Consider the following 15,937-nt stretch of genomic DNA (forward strand, 5'->3'; position numbering starts at 1 on the left):
GCGATGCCCGCGCCCAGGTGGTGCTGAACAATCTCTACAAGCACACTGCGCTGGAGACCAGCTTCTCCATCCACATGCTCGCCATCGACGGTGGCAAGCCGCGCGTGCTCAGCATGAAGGACGCCATCGCGTGCTACATCGAGCACCGCCGTGAGGTCATCATCCGCCGCACCCGCTACCTGCTGAAGCAGGCTGAGGTTAAGGCCGAAAAGCTCGAAGCCCAGCTCCTCGCTCTTGGCCATTTAGATGACTTCATCAAAATCATCCGCGACAGCCGCAATCGCGACGAAGCACGCGAACGCCTGAAGGCCTACAACTTCGCCGTCAGCACCGCGGAACAGCTCGGCATTCTCATTCGCGGCCAGGCCAGCATTCAGGGGGACCGCTATGTTTTCACCGACAAGCAGGTCGAGGACATCCTGGAACTGCGCCTCTACCAGCTGGTCGGCCTTGAGCGCGACAAAATCAAAGGCGACTACGACGAAATCCTCGCCAGCATCCGCGATCTCATGGACATCCTGGCCCGTGAAGTTCGCGTGCTGCAGATCATCAAGGACGAACTGCAAGCCATCCGCCTCAAGCACGCCACCCCGCGCTTCACCCGCATCGAAGCCGCCGAGGGCGAGATCCAAAGCATCGACCTCATCCCGAACGACCCGACCGTGGTCACGATGACGCACATGGGCAGCATCAAGCGCACCGCCACCGCCGAGTACCGCGTGCAAGGCCGCGGCGGCAAAGGGCTCAAGGGCATGGAAACTCGCGAGTCCCAAGGCGAGGACGAGGCCACGGACTTCGTGGAGCACCTCTTCAGCGCGCACCTGCACGACTTCCTGCTCTTCTTTACCAATACCGGCCGCATGTACGTGGAGCGCGTGTATCAGATCCCCGAAGCCGCACGCACCGGCAAAGGCCGCAGCATCAAAAACATGCTGAACCTGCGTTCCGAGGAGAAAATCGCCAGCGTGCTGATTCTTAAAGCACAGGGCGCTGAGGACGAAGCCATGTGGGCCGCGGACAAGTACGTGCTCTTCGCCACCAAGGACGGCACCGTTAAAAAGACCGCCCTCGAAGAGTTCAAAAACTACCGCAAAGACGGCATCATCGCAATCAAGCTCGATGAAGGAAACGACCTCGTCGATGTCGTGCTCACCGACGGCAACAAGGAAGTCTGCCTCGTCACCCATGAAGGCATGTGCGCCCGCTTCCATGAAACGGGAGACGATCCCGCCTCGCCAAATCTGCGCCCTATTGGCCGTGCTACGGCCGGTGTCCGCGGCATCACGCTGGATGATGGCGACTTCCTCGTCAGTTGCATCACCAACGAGCCAGACACCATGGTTCTCGTCGTGTCTGAAAACGGCCTCGGCAAACGCACCGCGTTTGATGAGTACCGTCTCCTCAGCAATCGCGGCGGCAAAGGCGTGACCACGATGAACGTTACCGAGAAGACCGGCAAGGTCGTCGCCGCCAAGGCGGTGCACGACAAGGACGAACTCATGCTCATGACCACCCGAGGCCAGAGCGTCCGCATCCGCGTCTGCGACATCCGCGAAACCGGCCGCAATGCCCAGGGCGTCAAACTCATGGGCCTCAACGAAGGCGAAACCATCCAAGACGTCGCCACCGTCGTCGCTGATGAAGCCGCCGCTGAAGCTGTGGCAGACGCAGCCACTGCAGAGGTCACGCCTCCGGATGCGCCAGCTTCGGAGCCCGCCGCAGAATCTCCTGCTGAAGGCTCGCCTGCGGCCGAGTAATCGTTCCCAGCCACTCCTCCCGCATTTGCAGCAGGAAGTCGGTCATGGGCATCGTTTGGATGCCTATGCTCCGGCTTCCTGCTTTTCTTTTCCTTTTCCTCTGCGCCACTCTCCACGCAGCCTCCGCCAAACCCAACTTCGTCATCTTCCTCGCGGACGATCTCGGCTACTCCGACCTCGGCTGCTACGGCGGTGAGATCGCCACGCCAAATCTCGACAAGCTCGCCGCCGGCGGGCTGCGCTTCACGCAGGTGTACAACACCGCGCGCTGCTGGCCCACGCGCAGCGTGCTCATGACCGGGCACTACGCCCAGCAGATCGGCATGGACCCGCAGTATGGCAAATTCCCAGCCTGGGTGCGCACGCTGCCGCAGCGCCTGAGTGCGCTCGGGTATCGCAGCTACCACTCCGGCAAGTGGCATGTGAACAATGCGCCGCGCGTGGTCGCGGACGGCGGCTTCACCCATTCCTACTACGTGGTTCAGCAGGACAACCACTTCCATCCCAAGAAGCACATGCTCGATGACGCGCCGCTGCCCGAGCCGGAAGGCCAGTGGTATTCGAGCATTGCCATCGCGGATCACGCCATCGATTTCCTCAAGGAGCACGCGCAGCAGCATGCCAGCACCCCATTCTTCAGCTACATCGCTTTCACCGCGCCACACTTCCCCATCCAGGCACTCCCGGCAGACATCGCCAAATACAAGGACACCTACACCAAAGGCTGGCCGCAGACACGCGCCGCACGCTTCGAAAAACAGAAGCAGCTCGGCCTCGTACAAACCTCGCTGTCAGATCCCGAACCACAGATCACCGCACCCAGCGGCAAGGAAAGCGATCTGGAAATCCTCGGCCCCGGCGAGACGCGCCACGCCGTGCCGTGGGAGAGTCTGACCGCGGAGCAGCAGCAGTTTCAGGCCACCAAGCAGGCCATCCACGCCGCCATGATCGACCGCCTGGATCAAGAAGTGGGGCGGGTGCTTGCGCAGCTGAAAGCCATGAATGCCTTCGAGGACACGCTCATTCTGTTTCTCTCTGACAACGGCGCCAGCGCGGAGATCATGGTTCGCGGTCTTGGCCATGACAAAGCGGCCCCCATGGGCGCGGCGGCTTCTTATCTCTGCCTTGGCCCTGGCGGTTCCACCGTCTCAAACACACCCTTCCGCCGTCATAAAATTTGGGTGCATGAAGGCGGCATCAGCACACCCTTCATCGCCCACTGGCCGCTGGGCATCAGCGCCAGAGGCGAACTCCGCCACACCCCTGGCCATGTCATCGATGTGGTGCCCACCTTGCTCGCTTTGGCCGGCGACACACAGCCCGCCATGCCCGAGAACGCTCCACCTTTCCCCGGGCGCAGCCTCGTGCCCGCCTTTGCCAAAGATGGGACCGTCAGCCGCGACTTCCTCTTCTGGCATCATTCCGGCAATCGCGCCCTGCGTGAAGGCGACTGGAAAATCGTCAGCGCTGCCGATAACGGCGATGCCTGGGAGATCTACGATCTCAGCACCGATCGCGCAGAGTCTCACAACCTCGCCGCCAAAGAACCCGCGCGGCTGAAAGCCATGGCCGAGCGCTGGGAAAAGTTGGAGCAGGAATACGTCGCACAGGCAGGGCCAAGGCCCGCCACGAAAGGCAAAGGGAAGGGGAAGAAAGCGGACGAATGAGCTCAGCTCGCACGGTTATTCTTTGAGCGGAACATTTTGCTCCACCTTCCCGGTGCGGGGGTCAGCATCAAGGTAATGCACCGGGATCACCTCGGAGCGGACCTCCGCGCATTCGGCATCGACAAGGCAGCGGCGAATGGACGTTTCGAGTGTCGCCTTGATCTTGTCCGCCGACGCACCGGTCTGAGCGACGAAGCGGCATTCCAAGGCATCTGGTGCCGTTTGCCGAAACTGATACGATGTCACTTCCGGCTGATGCTCCATCACAGAGAGGAAATTCGTGCCCACAAAAATGCGTTTTTCCGGCACCCGGAATGTGTAGGTCATCGCACTGCGGCCGCTCAGCTCCAGGATGGTTTTAAACGGCCAGCCCGCAGGGGCAGGGCCGAAGGAGACGCGATCATCAATGCGATAGCGGAGGAGCGGCATCGCCGTGTTAAAGAACGGCGTGACCAGTGCATGATTTGAAAGGACGCCGGGCGCGCATTCCTGCTCCTTGGCATCCACGCCTTCAAACACCGCCAGATCTTCAAAGACCACCATGTGCTCCATGCCGGGCCACTGACGGGCGATGCCAAGTGTCTCTCCACAACCGTAGCCATTGAGAGGCTCGATCCCGAAGGCCTCGCGGCAGAGCTGTCGAATCCCCGGCGTCAGCGTGTCCCCTCCCGTCGAGATGGCCCCTTTGTGTTGAGGGAGTTCCAGCCGCAGAGTGCCGTCGATTTTCGCCTGGGCCAGCCGGCCTATCATGGAGGCGTAGCCGATGAGAATGTCCGGCTGCATCGCCTGCACCTGCTGAAGAATATCGCTCCAGGGAGCGGTGACACTGATCGGCCGGTAATCACAAAAAAGCGAACCGATCCATGGCCGGGTGTGCAGCAGCGAGGCTGAAACGGACGGCACCGCGGAGCAGATGAACGACGCCGCCACCGGACGTTTGCCAAACAGTGGAACCCCGGGAGTCGAAGCCCCGTCGGGTGTGGGCGCATTGCGGATCGCATGCGCTGCATGATTCCAGTCCACGGCAGTGATGTCATTTGGGATGGCGATGGCCGCACCGGTGCTGCCAGACGTCATGCTTACCATCCAGCGGCCATGCAGCAGCTTGTGCCAGTTCCGCGGATCTTTGAGATGTTGTTCCAGCTGCTTCCAGTGGAGACGCGGATCCGTCACAATCTCGTCCCAGTGCTTCACCAGCATCGGCTTGGTGAGCACCGGAATGTCAGAAAGGGAGCAGCGGTCAAGATCGAGCCCCGCGAGACAGCGCCGATAATAAGGGCTGCCGGCGAATGCCCGATGTGCTGCGGCGCGCCAGCGTTTTTCCTGCAGCTTCAGCATCTCTGAACGGCTCAGGCGCTGTGCATGACGGATTGATCTTGAGGCGCGGTAAAGATTCCACAATCGAAGCATGGGATGCACTGCACCAGCAGGCGTCGCCTGCAAGAATGAATGTCTAAAGATATCACCAACGGCTGCTGCTGACCGCTCGCACGAAACCATGGAGCAACCATGGTTAAAGAGATCGATTTTAAAACCCACCGGGAGATCATCGAATCATTCCGCCGATCCTCCTACGGGAACTCCATCACGCATGTGCTGGATCAGTTTGACGAGCAGGCTCATCACTTCGCGCTCTTCGACAAAAGAGACAATATCTTGGGAGTGACACGCGTCCTGCGCAGCGATGAAGTGGAGAAGTTTGAAATGATGCACGAATCTCAGTTGAAGGACCTCGTGCTGCCATCTGCCAGGCTGAGCCTGGAACTCTCACGTGCATGCACCATCAAAGGCAGCGGCGGCATTCATCTGCTGAAAATGTGCATGGGCATCAACGAATACGCCGTCAAAAACGAGGCTGAGTATCTGATCACCAAAACAGGCAAGCACCTGCTGCCGCTGTATCAGCACTTTGGCTTCAGCACCTTCGCGCCGCCGTTTGTGTCTGACTTCTTCGAGGACAAGCGGCCCATCTATCCGATCATGTACCGGTGGACGACGGTGAAAAGGGAGGAGCCTGAAGAAGAAGTTCTGGTATGGTAGGGCCGCCTGCTCCATGTGGAGAAGGCGGTTGATCCGCTTCTCCTCGCAAGCCCGCCCATGAACTCCTCTTCGCCGGCCTCCACCGATCGCCTGCGCATTCTGTGGCTGAGGGTGGGAGGCTGCCAGGTGCAGCACAATGGAGGGGCGGTTTACTCGTATCACCTCATGAAGCATCTGATGGCGCATTGCCAGGTGCATGTTTTGGAGTCTCACAAAGTCGCCGATGAGGGCGGCAGCGAGACGGTGTCTTACGCCCATAAAAGGGAATGTGTTTTCTCCCAGTTCATGGAAGAATGGGCTCCGCGCAGGCTCTTCAGTTTTCTCTGGCCCATTGCCCGCAATTTGTTCGCCTCCCGCGAGCCCTTTTCGCTGACGATGTTCCACAGTGAGAGCTTTGCCCGGCGTGCGCGGGAGCTGGAGCAGAGCGGACGTTTTGACCTGATCATCGCAGACGGACTTTACGTCGCCCCGGTCTTTGCATCATGGAAGGGACCGCGCACAACCCCCGTCATTTTGCTGCAGCACAATGTGGAGGCTCTGATCTGGAAGCGCTTGTCCGAGCTGCAGCGCCATCCTTTCATGCGCCTGTTTTTTAATGAGATGGCGCGCCGCATGAAACGCCGGGAGCCTGAGCTGTGCGGTTTGTTTGACGGAGTGACCACCATCTCTTACGAGGACGGCATCTATCACCGGGACATTTACAGGCTGCCCAACATTCTGGGCTGCGTGCCGGCTGGGGCCAATCCAGACGCACGGGGGTTGCCGCCGGCAGTGCTTGAGCAGACGGCAGCTCCATGCATCGCTTTTCTGGGCACCATGAACTGGCCTCCCAATGCGGACGCTGCCTTTTGGTTCATTGAAAAGATGCTGCCGGTGATCCGCCAGACAATGCCTGAGGTGCGTTTTCGTGTCATCGGCCGCGATCCTCCCGAAGCCTTGAAACGGCTTGCTGCTGCGGACAAGGGCATCGAGGTCACCGGCAAGGTGGAGGAGGTCGTGACGCCATTGCGCGAGTGCGCCATGCTGGTCGTTCCTTTGAGAGCAGGCAGCGGCGTGCGTCTCAAAATTCTGCAGGCCATGGCGGCGGGCGTGCCGGTCGTCAGCACCTCCGTGGGTGCCGAAGGACTGCACGTGCGGGACGGGCACGAGATTGTGCTGGCCGATGATGCTTCCGCGCTGAGCGATGCCGCTGTGCGGCTGCTGAATGACAGCTCTTTGCGCCGGACCCTTGCAGCAAATGCGCTGCAACGTGTCACCAACGACTACTCATGGAACCGGAGCGCTGAAATACTGGCCGGGTATGGCGCTGAACTGCACCATCGGAAGATGACCTGCGTGAATGCAGCCTAGGTGCAGCGCCACTGATCGGAATCTGTGGCGCCGGTGCGAAACAGCAACGATACAGCCGCCTCTCACTTCATCCCGCCAATCTTGCACCCCTGTGCCGGTTCCTGTGGAGCTGGGACCGGCTTGCCACTGAGAATGGCATCCAGCGCATCGCGCAGATCCTTCGTGGTGGCTGCACGCTGGCGCTTGGTCGGGCCGAGGTAGAGGTCGTTGATGCGGCCTTGATACAGCACCTTGCCATCAGGGCCAGTGACTACCGCTTCCGGGGTTATCGTGGCCTTCACCTGCTTTGCCAGCGCCTGCTCCTTGTCCAGCAGCACGGTGGCCTTCACCTCGGACAGAATGGTATGCTCCATGGCCACCTCCTTGGTGATCTCAGGATCCGAATGCACCAGATACACCACCACACGGTCACCGTAGTCAGTGCTGATCTGATTGATCTCCTTCATGAACGACTTGGTGGTCGAGCAGAAGGGAGAGACGAAGAACAGCACGACGGCTTTCTTTGCGCCTACAGCCGCAGGATCGTAGCTCTTGCCATCGATGGCTGGAAGTTCGAGCGCGGAGGCGATGCTGGTGAAGAGAAGAGCAGTTAAAATCGTGAGAAAGCGCATGAAGTTGAAACGAGAATGGGTGGAAATTTCTATTTAAAAAGGAATCCGTGTACTGAGACAGCCGCCTGGCAGATGACTGCGCAAGCGGCTGTTCAACAAAGGAAACCGACAAATGAGTTACGCCGCCGTCAGCGCCGCCACCGCTGCATCCAGCGACGCCGCGTCTTTGATGCTGATGACCTTCACGCTCTTGTCGATCTTGCCCACCATTCCCGCCAGCGCGGCATCCGGACCGAGCTCGATAAACAGGGTGTTTCCCTGGGCGATGAGATACCGGACGGACTCTTCCCAGCGTACGCTGCCGGTCACCTGGGCGGTCAGAGTGGCGCGAATCTCCTCCGGCGTGGAAACAGGACGAGCCTCAAAATTGCACACCACGGGAACCTTCGGGCTCTGAATGGCAGCGGCTGCCAGCGCCACGGCCAGCTTGTCCTGCGCAGACTTCATCAAACGGCTGTGATAGGCACCGGCCACGGGCAGGGTAATGGCGCGTTTGATGCCCTTGTCCTTCGCTTTGGCCGCTGCATCAGCGATGCCTTCGGCGCTGCCGCTGAGCACGATCTGGCCGGGGGAGTTCAGATTCGCCACGTCCACATCGCATTCCTTCGCCAGTTCACGGATCGCGGACTCTTCACCACCCAGCATGGCCACCATCGCCCCCTTGGTGTTCTCACAGGCTTCCTCCATGAAGCTGCCGCGCTGGAAGACGAGGTCGAGTCCGGTGGCAAAATCAAACGTGCCTGCCGCGGCATGTGCGGTGAATTCGCCGAGCGAGAGGCCCGCGGTGGCCGTGACGTTCAGCGTGGGCACCTTGCTCTTCAGCACTTCCAGGATGGCCAGACCGTGGGCATACAGCGCGGGCTGGCAGCGGGAGGTCTTGGTCAGCTCCTCAATCGGCCCTTCAAACATGATGTTCGTCAGAGAATAGCCAAGGGTGGCATCGGCCTGGTCAAAGAGACCGCGCACGGCGGGATAGCTTTCGGCAAAATCTTTGCCCATGCCGACTTTTTGGGCGCCTTGACCGGAGAAAAGGAGGACTGCGTTCATTCGTGGAGTGTGGTCTGTAATAGTGGGAAGGGAGGTAAGCACTGAGCACGGTCAGGGGGACCGGTCAAGAGATGGTCAGGCCGTCAAAAGGCCGCGAAGGGCGGCGGCCTGGGCCAGCACCGCCGCTTCCAGCAGTTCCGGCCCGCGCTGCATGGCCTCGGCCAGCGGCATTTCCGGGGGCTTGATGGCACACAGCAGGTCAAAACGGGTGCGCAGCTGCTCCTCGGCCAAAATGGCTCCAGCTAAAGCGGCGACCGGTTTGCCCAGTTCGCGCGCCATGTCAGCCACGCCCATCGGTCCCTTGCCATGCAGCGTCTGCGCATCCAGCCGGCCCTCACCCGTGATCACCAGATCTGCGGCTGCAACTCGTTCACGCAGGTGCACGAGATCGGCGATCAAGTCAAAGCCGCTCGTCAGTTTGGCTCCGCAGAAAGTCATCAGCCCAAAGCCGAGCCCGCCCGCCGCTCCGGCTCCTGGGACGTTCCCGTGATCCGCGCCGAGATCGCGTCTGGCAATCTCCGCGAGGTGCTGCAGCCGGCTCTCAAAATACTCGAAATCCGTCACGCCTTTTTGCGGGCCATAGACGCGCGTGCAGCCATCTTTTCCGAGGAGGGGATTGTTCACGTCACAGGCCACCAGGATCTCGGGGAAGGGGGCTTCGGGTTTCTCGATCCTGGCCAGCCGGTCCATGCTGGCAATGGTAGGCTCCAGCGCCTGTCCATCAGCATTCAGAAAGCGGTATCCCAGCGTGGCCGCCATGCCCACCCCGGCGTCATTGGTCGCACTGCCGCCGATCCCGATCACGATCCGCTGCACGCCTCGTGCCATGGCATCCCGGATCATTAAACCGGTGCCGTGAGTGCTGGCGGCGGCTGGATTCAGCGGCAGATCGCTCACCATGGCGAGACCTGAGGCGGCGCTCATTTCCATGATCGCCTCCAGCCGGCCCGCCGTTTGCACCAGCCCGTAGCGCGCCCTCACCGGCCGGTTCTGGGCATCGAATGCAGGCGTCTCGCACCAGCTTCCATTCAGCGCCGCCACCACCGCTTCGGCTGTTCCTTCGCCGCCGTCGGCGATCGGGCAGAGGTCGCTTTCCGCCTCCGGCGCCGCCCTTTTGAGTGCAGCCGCGATGGCCTGCGCGGCCACGGTGGCCGGAATGGAACCTTTGAATTTATCGATGGCGATCAGGATGCGCATGGAGTTGGAGAATATGGCAAGGGGTCAAGGCGTTGCGTGACGTCAAGCGAAGTCGCGCTGTCTGGCAGCCAGCCATCTCATCACAGGCCTTCATGAGTCATTTAAATTGGCCCGCCACCTGCTTTTGAGAACCTGCGCTGGGAGCAAAGTGGCTTCTCCAATTCTTCCCCTGGCTACCACGCCCCGCCCTTTGAAACCGGCATCTCTGGGGCGAAACCCCATCTGTCAGGGATTTGTAAAAAACCTTGAAATGCCCTTGCTATATCAACGTAATTATTATTAATTTTATAGTAATTATGTCAATCGCCGCCCTGGCAGAGATCGGTTCGCCCCTGATCGCACCCAGCACCGACCACTCGAGAAGGGAGGAGGTCGCAGAAGTCGTGCCCGCACCAAACCGGTTCGAGCAGGAGCAAATGGAGCTCAATCTGCGAAATGCGCGGATGGGAGCTTGGTTTGTCATGGTTTTGGTGCCATTGTGCAGCTTCTTGGACTGGATGGCATATCCTGAAAGCTACTGGCAGTTTCTGGTTTTGCGTCTGGCCTGCGCGGCCAGCTGTGTGCCGCTGCTCCTGGCATTGAATGGATCTTTAGGACGCAAATACTGCCGTGCCTACCCCATCATCCTGCCGCTGCTGCCGGCTCTGATGATCTGCTTCATGATCTACCTGAGCGGAGATCCCGGCTCCGGCTATTACGCAGGTCTCACGCTTTGCGTCGTCTCGACGGCCTTCGTATTCCACTGGACCTTTCGGGAGATCGGCATCACCCTTGGTCTGGTGCTGCTGGCCTACTTCGCCGCCACCATTCCGAACCTGAACTTCACGGAGTATTCCCACGAGCTGGGCATTTTTGTCAACAACACCGGCTTCATCCTCCTGAACTGCGTGGTGCTCTACTTCGGCAGCCGCCAGCACCACGCCATCCGCCTGCGTGAATTCGCCAGCCGCTGCAAAGTGGAAGACCAGCGCGAGGAGCTGGCCGCGCGCAATGCGGAGCTTACCGCCACGCTGAAGCGCCTGCGGGAGACGGAAGCTCAGCTCGATCAGAGCGAAAAACTTGCCTCCATCGGGCGCCTCAGCGCCGGCATTGTCCATGAGATCAACAATCCGCTGAACTACGTGAAGTCGGCGATCTACCTGCTCAAGAAAAAGGGCAAAGCTCTGCCGCCAGATATCGCCGAGACCTTCACGAGCATCGCTGAAGATATCGGTGAGGGCATCGACCGCGTCTCCGCCATCGTTTCAGACCTGCGCACCTTCGCGCACCCCGAAAACCGCGGCTCCCGCCCGGTGGACCTTCAGGAAACCTCACGCAAGGCCCTGCGCCTTCTCGCCAAAGAAATCGGAGATCGTGGCGTGCTGATGGTGGATGAGATCCCGGAGGGAGTCATCGCGCAGGGGGATGAAAACTACCTCATCCAAATCCTGCTGAACCTGGTGCAAAACAGCCTCGATGCGATGGCCGGACGTCCCTCCCCGACCATCTGGCTCAAGGCGCGCGCCACGGCCACCGGCGTGGACTTGATCGTGCTGGACAACGGCGCAGGCATACCCAAGGAAAACCTCTCGAAGATCTTCGATCCATTTTTTACCACCAAGCAGGTGGGGCAGGGCATGGGCCTCGGCCTGAGCATCTGCTTCCGTATGATCCAAAACATGGGCGGCGAGGTCAAGATCGACTCCGTGGAAGGCAGTCACACCCAGTTTACATTGAGCCTTAAAAAACCGGAGAATGCCTGAAGTCATGCCTAGTCCGCTGCTATCTCCCTACCACATCCTCTACGTCGATGACGAGGAGAAGGCGTTGCATTATTTCAAGGAGATCTTCGGTGATGAATACACCATACACATCGCCAGCAACGCGATGGACGGCTACCGCATCCTGCAAAACTACGGCCCGCAGATCGGCCTCCTGCTCACAGATCAGCGCATGCCCGGCCCCAGCGGGGTCGAACTGATGGAGCATGCCCGCAAACTTAACCCCAACCTCGTGCGCATCCTCGTCACGGCCTACACGGACTATCAGGCTGCGGTGGATGCCGTGAACTCCGGCCGCTGCTTCCGCTACCTGCACAAGCCCTGGGACCCGGATGAACTCAGCGTGGTCATCCGCCATGCGCTGGACTACTACCACGCGCTGATCGAGCGCGAGCGCCTCCTGGTGGAGAAGGCAGAAAGCGTGCGCAACATGCTCTCCGCAGACAAGGTTTCCGGCCTCGGAATCCTGGCGGAAGGCTTGAACCATCACCTGCGCAATGCACTCACCGTCGTGCGCGCCTTCATCGATCTTGCCCCCATGAAACTGATGGAGGAAATCGGCGGCGCACATCCACGCGACCCTTCCTTCTGGATCGATGTGCAGAACCAGGCGCAGTCTCAGCTCGAGCGCATCCAGTCCATGCTGGCGCGCCTGGCCGAGGCCTCCCACTCCAAGCGCCTCGACCGTTCGGACCCCTGCCATCTCAGCAGCGTCATTGGCGAAATGATCGAGCTTTTCTCTGCGCAGATGAAGGAGAAAAACCTGCAGATCGAAGTGGAGGTGGATCCCGCGCTGCCTCCGGTCCTGGTGCATGGCGCGCGCTTCCGCCAGATGTGGCGCCTCATCTTCATGGAGGAGCTCACCCACCTGTCTCCGGGGGACAGCATCCACATCAGCGCCCATCTCCGGCGCGATGCGAGAGGCCAGACCCATGTCGTGATGACCGTGCGGGACACCGGCCTGTGGGAAGGCGCGGACAAGCCCGTGAACATCTTTGACCCCTTCTACACCCGCAGCCGCAAGCCCGATGATTTTGGCGTGAACATGATGGCCTGCTACGTCACCATGCACCTCCACGGCGGCACCGCAGAAGCACGCCACCTGGAACCCCGCGGCCTGGAACTCGAATTCAGCCTCCCGGTTGAAACCACTCTGGAACCCAAGAAGGAGGAAGACTTCTTCCGCAGCCTGATGACGCACGAACAGCGCTGGAAAATGCGCGAGGAAATGGTGGCGGCCTAGTGTCCCCAAGGAGCGGCCCTTGCCAAGTGCCGGCTTGGGCGCGCGAAGCAGCCGCTCCCCAACGGGACTAGGCAAGTCCCGCTTCTTGTTTCAAACCCGCGAAAGGCACTGCCCATCCCAAGGACGGTGCGTCATGGCCGCGCGCTGCGCCCCATCATCCCAGCTTCCACCCCTCCCGCGGCACACGGCTCAGGAAACGATTGGCCGCCTCATTGTTCGTGATGCGCATGGCCTTGGCATCCCACAGAATCTTTCCTCCGGCACGATGCGCCACATTGCCCAGGTGGTTGGCCTCTGTCAGCGGTCCGGCGTAGCTGAAGGGGCTTCCCGTGGCGGTGCCGTTGCGGATGGCCGCCAGAAACTCCGCGTGGTGACCGGGAGAATCGGCGATGAACGGCTTCGGCGGCTGGAAGTCTTTGAACGTCGCCTCCGGGAGCAGGATGTGCTTGCCGTAGTCGGAGAGCAGCATGCCCTTGTCCCCCACAAAAAGCACGCCGTTGCTCCATTTGCTGATGATGGGATCGTTCTTCCACACCTCAGGTTTGTCCGCACCCTGGTGCCAGTGGATCTTGCACGCTGGCATGTCGCCACGCGGACCGTATTCATACACCGCGTGCATGGACGCCGGCGCTATCTCAGGATGCGCCGGCGGGCCAAACGCCTCCACGCTCAGCGGGGCGTCCAGTTTCAGCGCCCAGAAGGGCAGGTCATTCCAGTGGCTGCCGAGGTCGGACATGGTGCCATTGCCAAAGTCCCACCAGCGGTACCATTTCGGTCCGGGGAAATAGACGCTGCTGTAGGGCCGCATGGGTGCAGGGCCAATCCACAGATCCCAGTCAAGATACGGCGGCGGTGTTTCCGCCACGGCCGGCCGCTCCATCACGTGCACGATGTCCCCGTTCTTCTCCGCGTCCTCCTTGCTCTGCAGGCCCCAGGCGCGCGACACACACACATGCGCTTCGGTGACTTTGCCGATGGCCCCGCTCTGAATCAGTTCCACCACACGGCGGTAGTTCGGCATGCCGTGGATCTGCGTGCCCATCTGCGTCACCACACCCGCCTTGGCCGCGGCTTCGGTGATCAGGCGCGCCTCAGCCACATTGTGGGAGAGCGGCTTTTCGCAGTACACCGGTTTTTTCATCAGCAGCGCCGGCAGCGTGGCGTACGCATGCGTGTGCTCGGTGGTGCTGATCACCACGGCATCAATCTCGTTGGCGCTGAGCGAATCGTACAGCTTGCGGAAATCCCGAAACTTCTGCGCCTTGGGAAAGGCCGCCCCCGCACGGTCCAGGTTCTCACCGTTCACATCGCATAGCGCCACCACGTTTTCGCGCGGCTCAATGGTTGGCGGCGGTGGCTCGGCGCCGCCGGGCTTGCCGGCATTCTTCCCACGTGGCGGCACATACAGCGCCACTCCCGCAAGTTCTTTGATGTTGGAGGCGCCACGGCCTCCGACTCCGATGAAAACCAGGTTCAGTTTTTCATTCGGCGACTTGCAGCTGACGATGGCGGGAAATCCAAACGCCGCAGCGGCCGTGGCGCTGCGTGCGAGGAACTGACGACGGGAAGAGGTGGGCTGGCTTGCGCTCATGGTGAAGCTTAAACGTTCCTCAGCGCCAGAACTTCTGAGGAAACGAAACGGCAGTGCGCCTCACCGAAAGTGTCGCTACTCCGCCTTCGCCTCCGCCTTTTTCTTCTTCCCAGCGCCCGGCTTGCGGGGTTCGTTCAGCGGTTTGTCGGGGTCGTACTTCGGATTGCGCTCCGGGATCTGCGCCCCGGTTTCCTTGAGCCAGGCCATGAGCTTGTCCCGCAGCTGCAGGGCGCGCACCGCGTCAAAGGGCGCGCGGTTGTCCTCCTCCCCGGCGTCGAGCTTCAGGTTGTAGAGTTCCACGTGGTTGTCCTCATGGAAAAGAATGAGCTTGTAATCGCCTTCGCGGATGGCGCTGTAAGGGCGCGCGCTGCCAGGGTGGTAGTGCGGATAGTGCCAGTAGATGGCCTCGCGTGCCAGCGTGTCGGTCTGCCCCAGCAGCGGCAGCAGGGATTCGCCATCAAAGACCTGGTCTTTCTTCGCGGCCGTCTGCGTGGCCGCCAGCAGCGTGGGCACATGATCGTAGGTGATCACCGGCACGTCGCAGGTCGTTCCCGGCTTCACCAGCCCGGGCCACGAGACGATGAGCGGGATGTGCACGCCGCCTTCATACGCGCTGCCTTTGCCCAGTCGTGCCGGGCTGTTGTCCGTCGGGCCTCGCGTCCAGCCGTTCGGATTGACCTGCCCGCTGAGTCCGCCGTTGTCGCTGGTGAAAATGAAGATCGTGTTCTCCGCCAGCTTCAGCTCCTCCAGCTTCGCGCGCAGCTTGCCCACGCTGTCATCTATGCTCTCCACCAGCGCGGCATACACAGGATTGCTGTGGCCGCCCGCAGCCTTCTTTGCCTGATATTTGGCGATAACCTCCGGCTTGCCCATGATCGGTGTGTGCACGCCGTAATGTGGCAGATAGACGTAGAAAGGCTTCTCCTTGTTCTTTTCGATGAACTTCACCGCCTCGTCCGCGAGCCTGTCGCTCAGGAATTCATCTTTGGGGCCATCCGGCAGCGTGGCGATCTTGTAGGGGGAAAAGTAGCTCGGAGGCGAGCCGATGTGCATGCCGCCGATGTTCACATCAAAGCCTTGCGTGGTCGGGTAAAACTCCTCGTCTCCCAAGTGCCATTTGCCGATGCTCGCCGTCGCATAGCCCCGCGTCTTCAGCCTTTCTGCCAGCGTCTCCTCCTCCAGCGGCAGGTGCATCGTCCAGTTGGGAATCAGCAGCCGCCCATTGCTCGGCACATGCCCTGCGATCCAGTCCGTGATGTGCAGCCGGGCAGGGGACTTGCCCGTCATCATTGCCGCGCGTGTGGGCGAGCAGACCGTGCACGCGGAATACGCCTGCGTAAACCGCATGCCATCCTGAGCCAGTTTGTCGATGTGCGGTGTCTCGTAATACTTCGAGCCGTAGCAGCTCAGATCCGTCCATCCCATGTCATCGATGAGCATCACGATGATGTTCGGCGGCGCTCCCGCCGGAAGCTGCGGCACCACAGGCACCTTCACCGGTGCCGGCTGCGCGGTGGCCGGAGCCGCCGGTGCTGTCGTGGCAGGAGATGGTATGGGAGCCTGCGCGGGTGCGGGGCTCTGCGCAGCCACAAGGCCAGCGCTGCAAAGAAGAAGGGCGAGGGTGCGATGCATGAAAAGAGGTGGCTGGAGTGGAATGGGACGCTGTCTTAGCTT

12 protein-coding genes are annotated in these 15,937 nt (G+C 60.9%); 6 read left to right on the top strand and 6 right to left on the bottom strand.

The annotated features are described in order from the left end of the window. Positions 1-1,757 (top strand): DNA gyrase C-terminal beta-propeller domain-containing protein (locus tag ACILSO_RS20605; RefSeq protein ID WP_395739339.1); only part of this gene is annotated, 1,757 nt, incomplete at its 5' end. A 65-nt stretch (positions 1,758-1,822) separates the two neighbouring features. Continuing rightward, positions 1,823-3,424, top strand: a complete 1,602-nt coding sequence (locus ACILSO_RS20610) for an arylsulfatase (RefSeq protein ID WP_395739340.1) — start codon at positions 1,823-1,825, stop codon at positions 3,422-3,424. A gap of 15 nt (positions 3,425-3,439) precedes the next feature. Here ACILSO_RS20610 and ACILSO_RS20615 read toward each other — a convergent pair whose 3' ends face one another. Continuing rightward, positions 3,440-4,762, bottom strand: a complete 1,323-nt coding sequence (locus ACILSO_RS20615; protein WP_395739341.1) for a hypothetical protein — start codon at positions 4,760-4,762, stop codon at positions 3,440-3,442. A gap of 171 nt (positions 4,763-4,933) precedes the next feature. Here ACILSO_RS20615 and ACILSO_RS20620 point away from each other — a divergent pair, with 171 nt between their 5' ends. Both ACILSO_RS20620 and ACILSO_RS20625 read left to right on the top strand, forming a co-directional pair. Beyond that, positions 4,934-5,464 carry a GNAT family N-acyltransferase gene (locus ACILSO_RS20620; protein ID WP_395739342.1) on the top strand — a complete coding sequence of 177 codons (531 nt, stop codon included), beginning with the start codon at positions 4,934-4,936 and terminating at the stop codon, positions 5,462-5,464. A 57-nt stretch (positions 5,465-5,521) separates the two neighbouring features. Beyond that, positions 5,522-6,814 carry a glycosyltransferase gene (locus ACILSO_RS20625; RefSeq protein ID WP_395739343.1) on the top strand — a complete coding sequence of 431 codons (1,293 nt, stop codon included), beginning with the start codon at positions 5,522-5,524 and terminating at the stop codon, positions 6,812-6,814. Between the two features lie 62 nt (positions 6,815-6,876). Here ACILSO_RS20625 and ACILSO_RS20630 read toward each other — a convergent pair whose 3' ends face one another. From ACILSO_RS20630 to ACILSO_RS20640, 3 genes are all read right to left on the bottom strand, one after another. Beyond that, positions 6,877-7,425: a redoxin domain-containing protein gene (locus ACILSO_RS20630; RefSeq protein ID WP_395739344.1), complete on the bottom strand. Its 549-nt coding sequence runs from the start codon at positions 7,423-7,425 to the stop codon at positions 6,877-6,879. Positions 7,426-7,542: 117 nt separating this feature from the next. Continuing rightward, entirely contained in the window at positions 7,543-8,472 is a 930-nt protein-coding gene (fabD, locus tag ACILSO_RS20635) for an ACP S-malonyltransferase (protein WP_395739345.1), read from the bottom strand. Between the two features lie 75 nt (positions 8,473-8,547). After that, positions 8,548-9,669 (bottom strand): glycerate kinase, encoded by a 1,122-nt coding sequence (locus tag ACILSO_RS20640; RefSeq protein WP_395739346.1) that lies wholly within the window; start codon positions 9,667-9,669, stop codon positions 8,548-8,550. A 497-nt stretch (positions 9,670-10,166) separates the two neighbouring features. On the opposite strand from ACILSO_RS20640, the gene ACILSO_RS20645 reads away from it, so the two are divergent. Next, positions 10,167-11,411, top strand: coding sequence for a sensor histidine kinase (locus tag ACILSO_RS20645; RefSeq protein WP_395739347.1), 1,245 nt, complete (start codon positions 10,167-10,169; stop codon positions 11,409-11,411). 4 nt (positions 11,412-11,415) lie between these two features. After that, the gene (locus tag ACILSO_RS20650) at positions 11,416-12,672 is read left to right on the top strand and encodes a response regulator (RefSeq protein WP_395739348.1); all 1,257 of its coding nucleotides are present in this window, start codon (positions 11,416-11,418) and stop codon (positions 12,670-12,672) included. A gap of 154 nt (positions 12,673-12,826) precedes the next feature. Here ACILSO_RS20650 and ACILSO_RS20655 read toward each other — a convergent pair whose 3' ends face one another. Next, complete coding sequence (locus ACILSO_RS20655; RefSeq protein WP_395739349.1) at positions 12,827-14,263, bottom strand: Gfo/Idh/MocA family protein; 1,437 nt, start codon at positions 14,261-14,263, stop codon at positions 12,827-12,829. A gap of 75 nt (positions 14,264-14,338) precedes the next feature. After that, positions 14,339-15,895, bottom strand: a complete 1,557-nt coding sequence (locus tag ACILSO_RS20660) for a sulfatase (protein WP_395739350.1) — start codon at positions 15,893-15,895, stop codon at positions 14,339-14,341. Positions 15,896-15,937 lie beyond the last annotated feature (42 nt).

This window comes from Prosthecobacter sp. (assembly GCF_044226605.1).
Classification (GTDB): domain Bacteria; phylum Verrucomicrobiota; class Verrucomicrobiia; order Verrucomicrobiales; family Verrucomicrobiaceae; genus Prosthecobacter.

Excerpts from the sequence above, each read along its gene's own strand:
- ACILSO_RS20610 (WP_395739340.1), top strand. The coding sequence starts at position 1,823 with ATGCTCCGGCTTCCTGCTTTTCTTTTCCTTTTCCTCTGCGCCACTCTC.
- ACILSO_RS20615 (WP_395739341.1), bottom strand. The coding sequence starts at position 4,762 with ATGCTGAAGCTGCAGGAAAAACGCTGGCGCGCCGCAGCACATCGGGCA.
- ACILSO_RS20620 (WP_395739342.1), top strand. The coding sequence starts at position 4,934 with ATGGTTAAAGAGATCGATTTTAAAACCCACCGGGAGATCATCGAATCA.
- ACILSO_RS20625 (WP_395739343.1), top strand. The coding sequence starts at position 5,522 with ATGAACTCCTCTTCGCCGGCCTCCACCGATCGCCTGCGCATTCTGTGG.
- ACILSO_RS20630 (WP_395739344.1), bottom strand. The coding sequence starts at position 7,425 with ATGCGCTTTCTCACGATTTTAACTGCTCTTCTCTTCACCAGCATCGCC.
- fabD (WP_395739345.1), bottom strand. The coding sequence starts at position 8,472 with ATGAACGCAGTCCTCCTTTTCTCCGGTCAAGGCGCCCAAAAAGTCGGC.
- ACILSO_RS20640 (WP_395739346.1), bottom strand. The coding sequence starts at position 9,669 with ATGCGCATCCTGATCGCCATCGATAAATTCAAAGGTTCCATTCCGGCC.
- ACILSO_RS20645 (WP_395739347.1), top strand. The coding sequence starts at position 10,167 with ATGGCATATCCTGAAAGCTACTGGCAGTTTCTGGTTTTGCGTCTGGCC.
- ACILSO_RS20650 (WP_395739348.1), top strand. The coding sequence starts at position 11,416 with ATGCCTAGTCCGCTGCTATCTCCCTACCACATCCTCTACGTCGATGAC.
- ACILSO_RS20655 (WP_395739349.1), bottom strand. The coding sequence starts at position 14,263 with ATGAGCGCAAGCCAGCCCACCTCTTCCCGTCGTCAGTTCCTCGCACGC.
- ACILSO_RS20660 (WP_395739350.1), bottom strand. The coding sequence starts at position 15,895 with ATGCATCGCACCCTCGCCCTTCTTCTTTGCAGCGCTGGCCTTGTGGCT.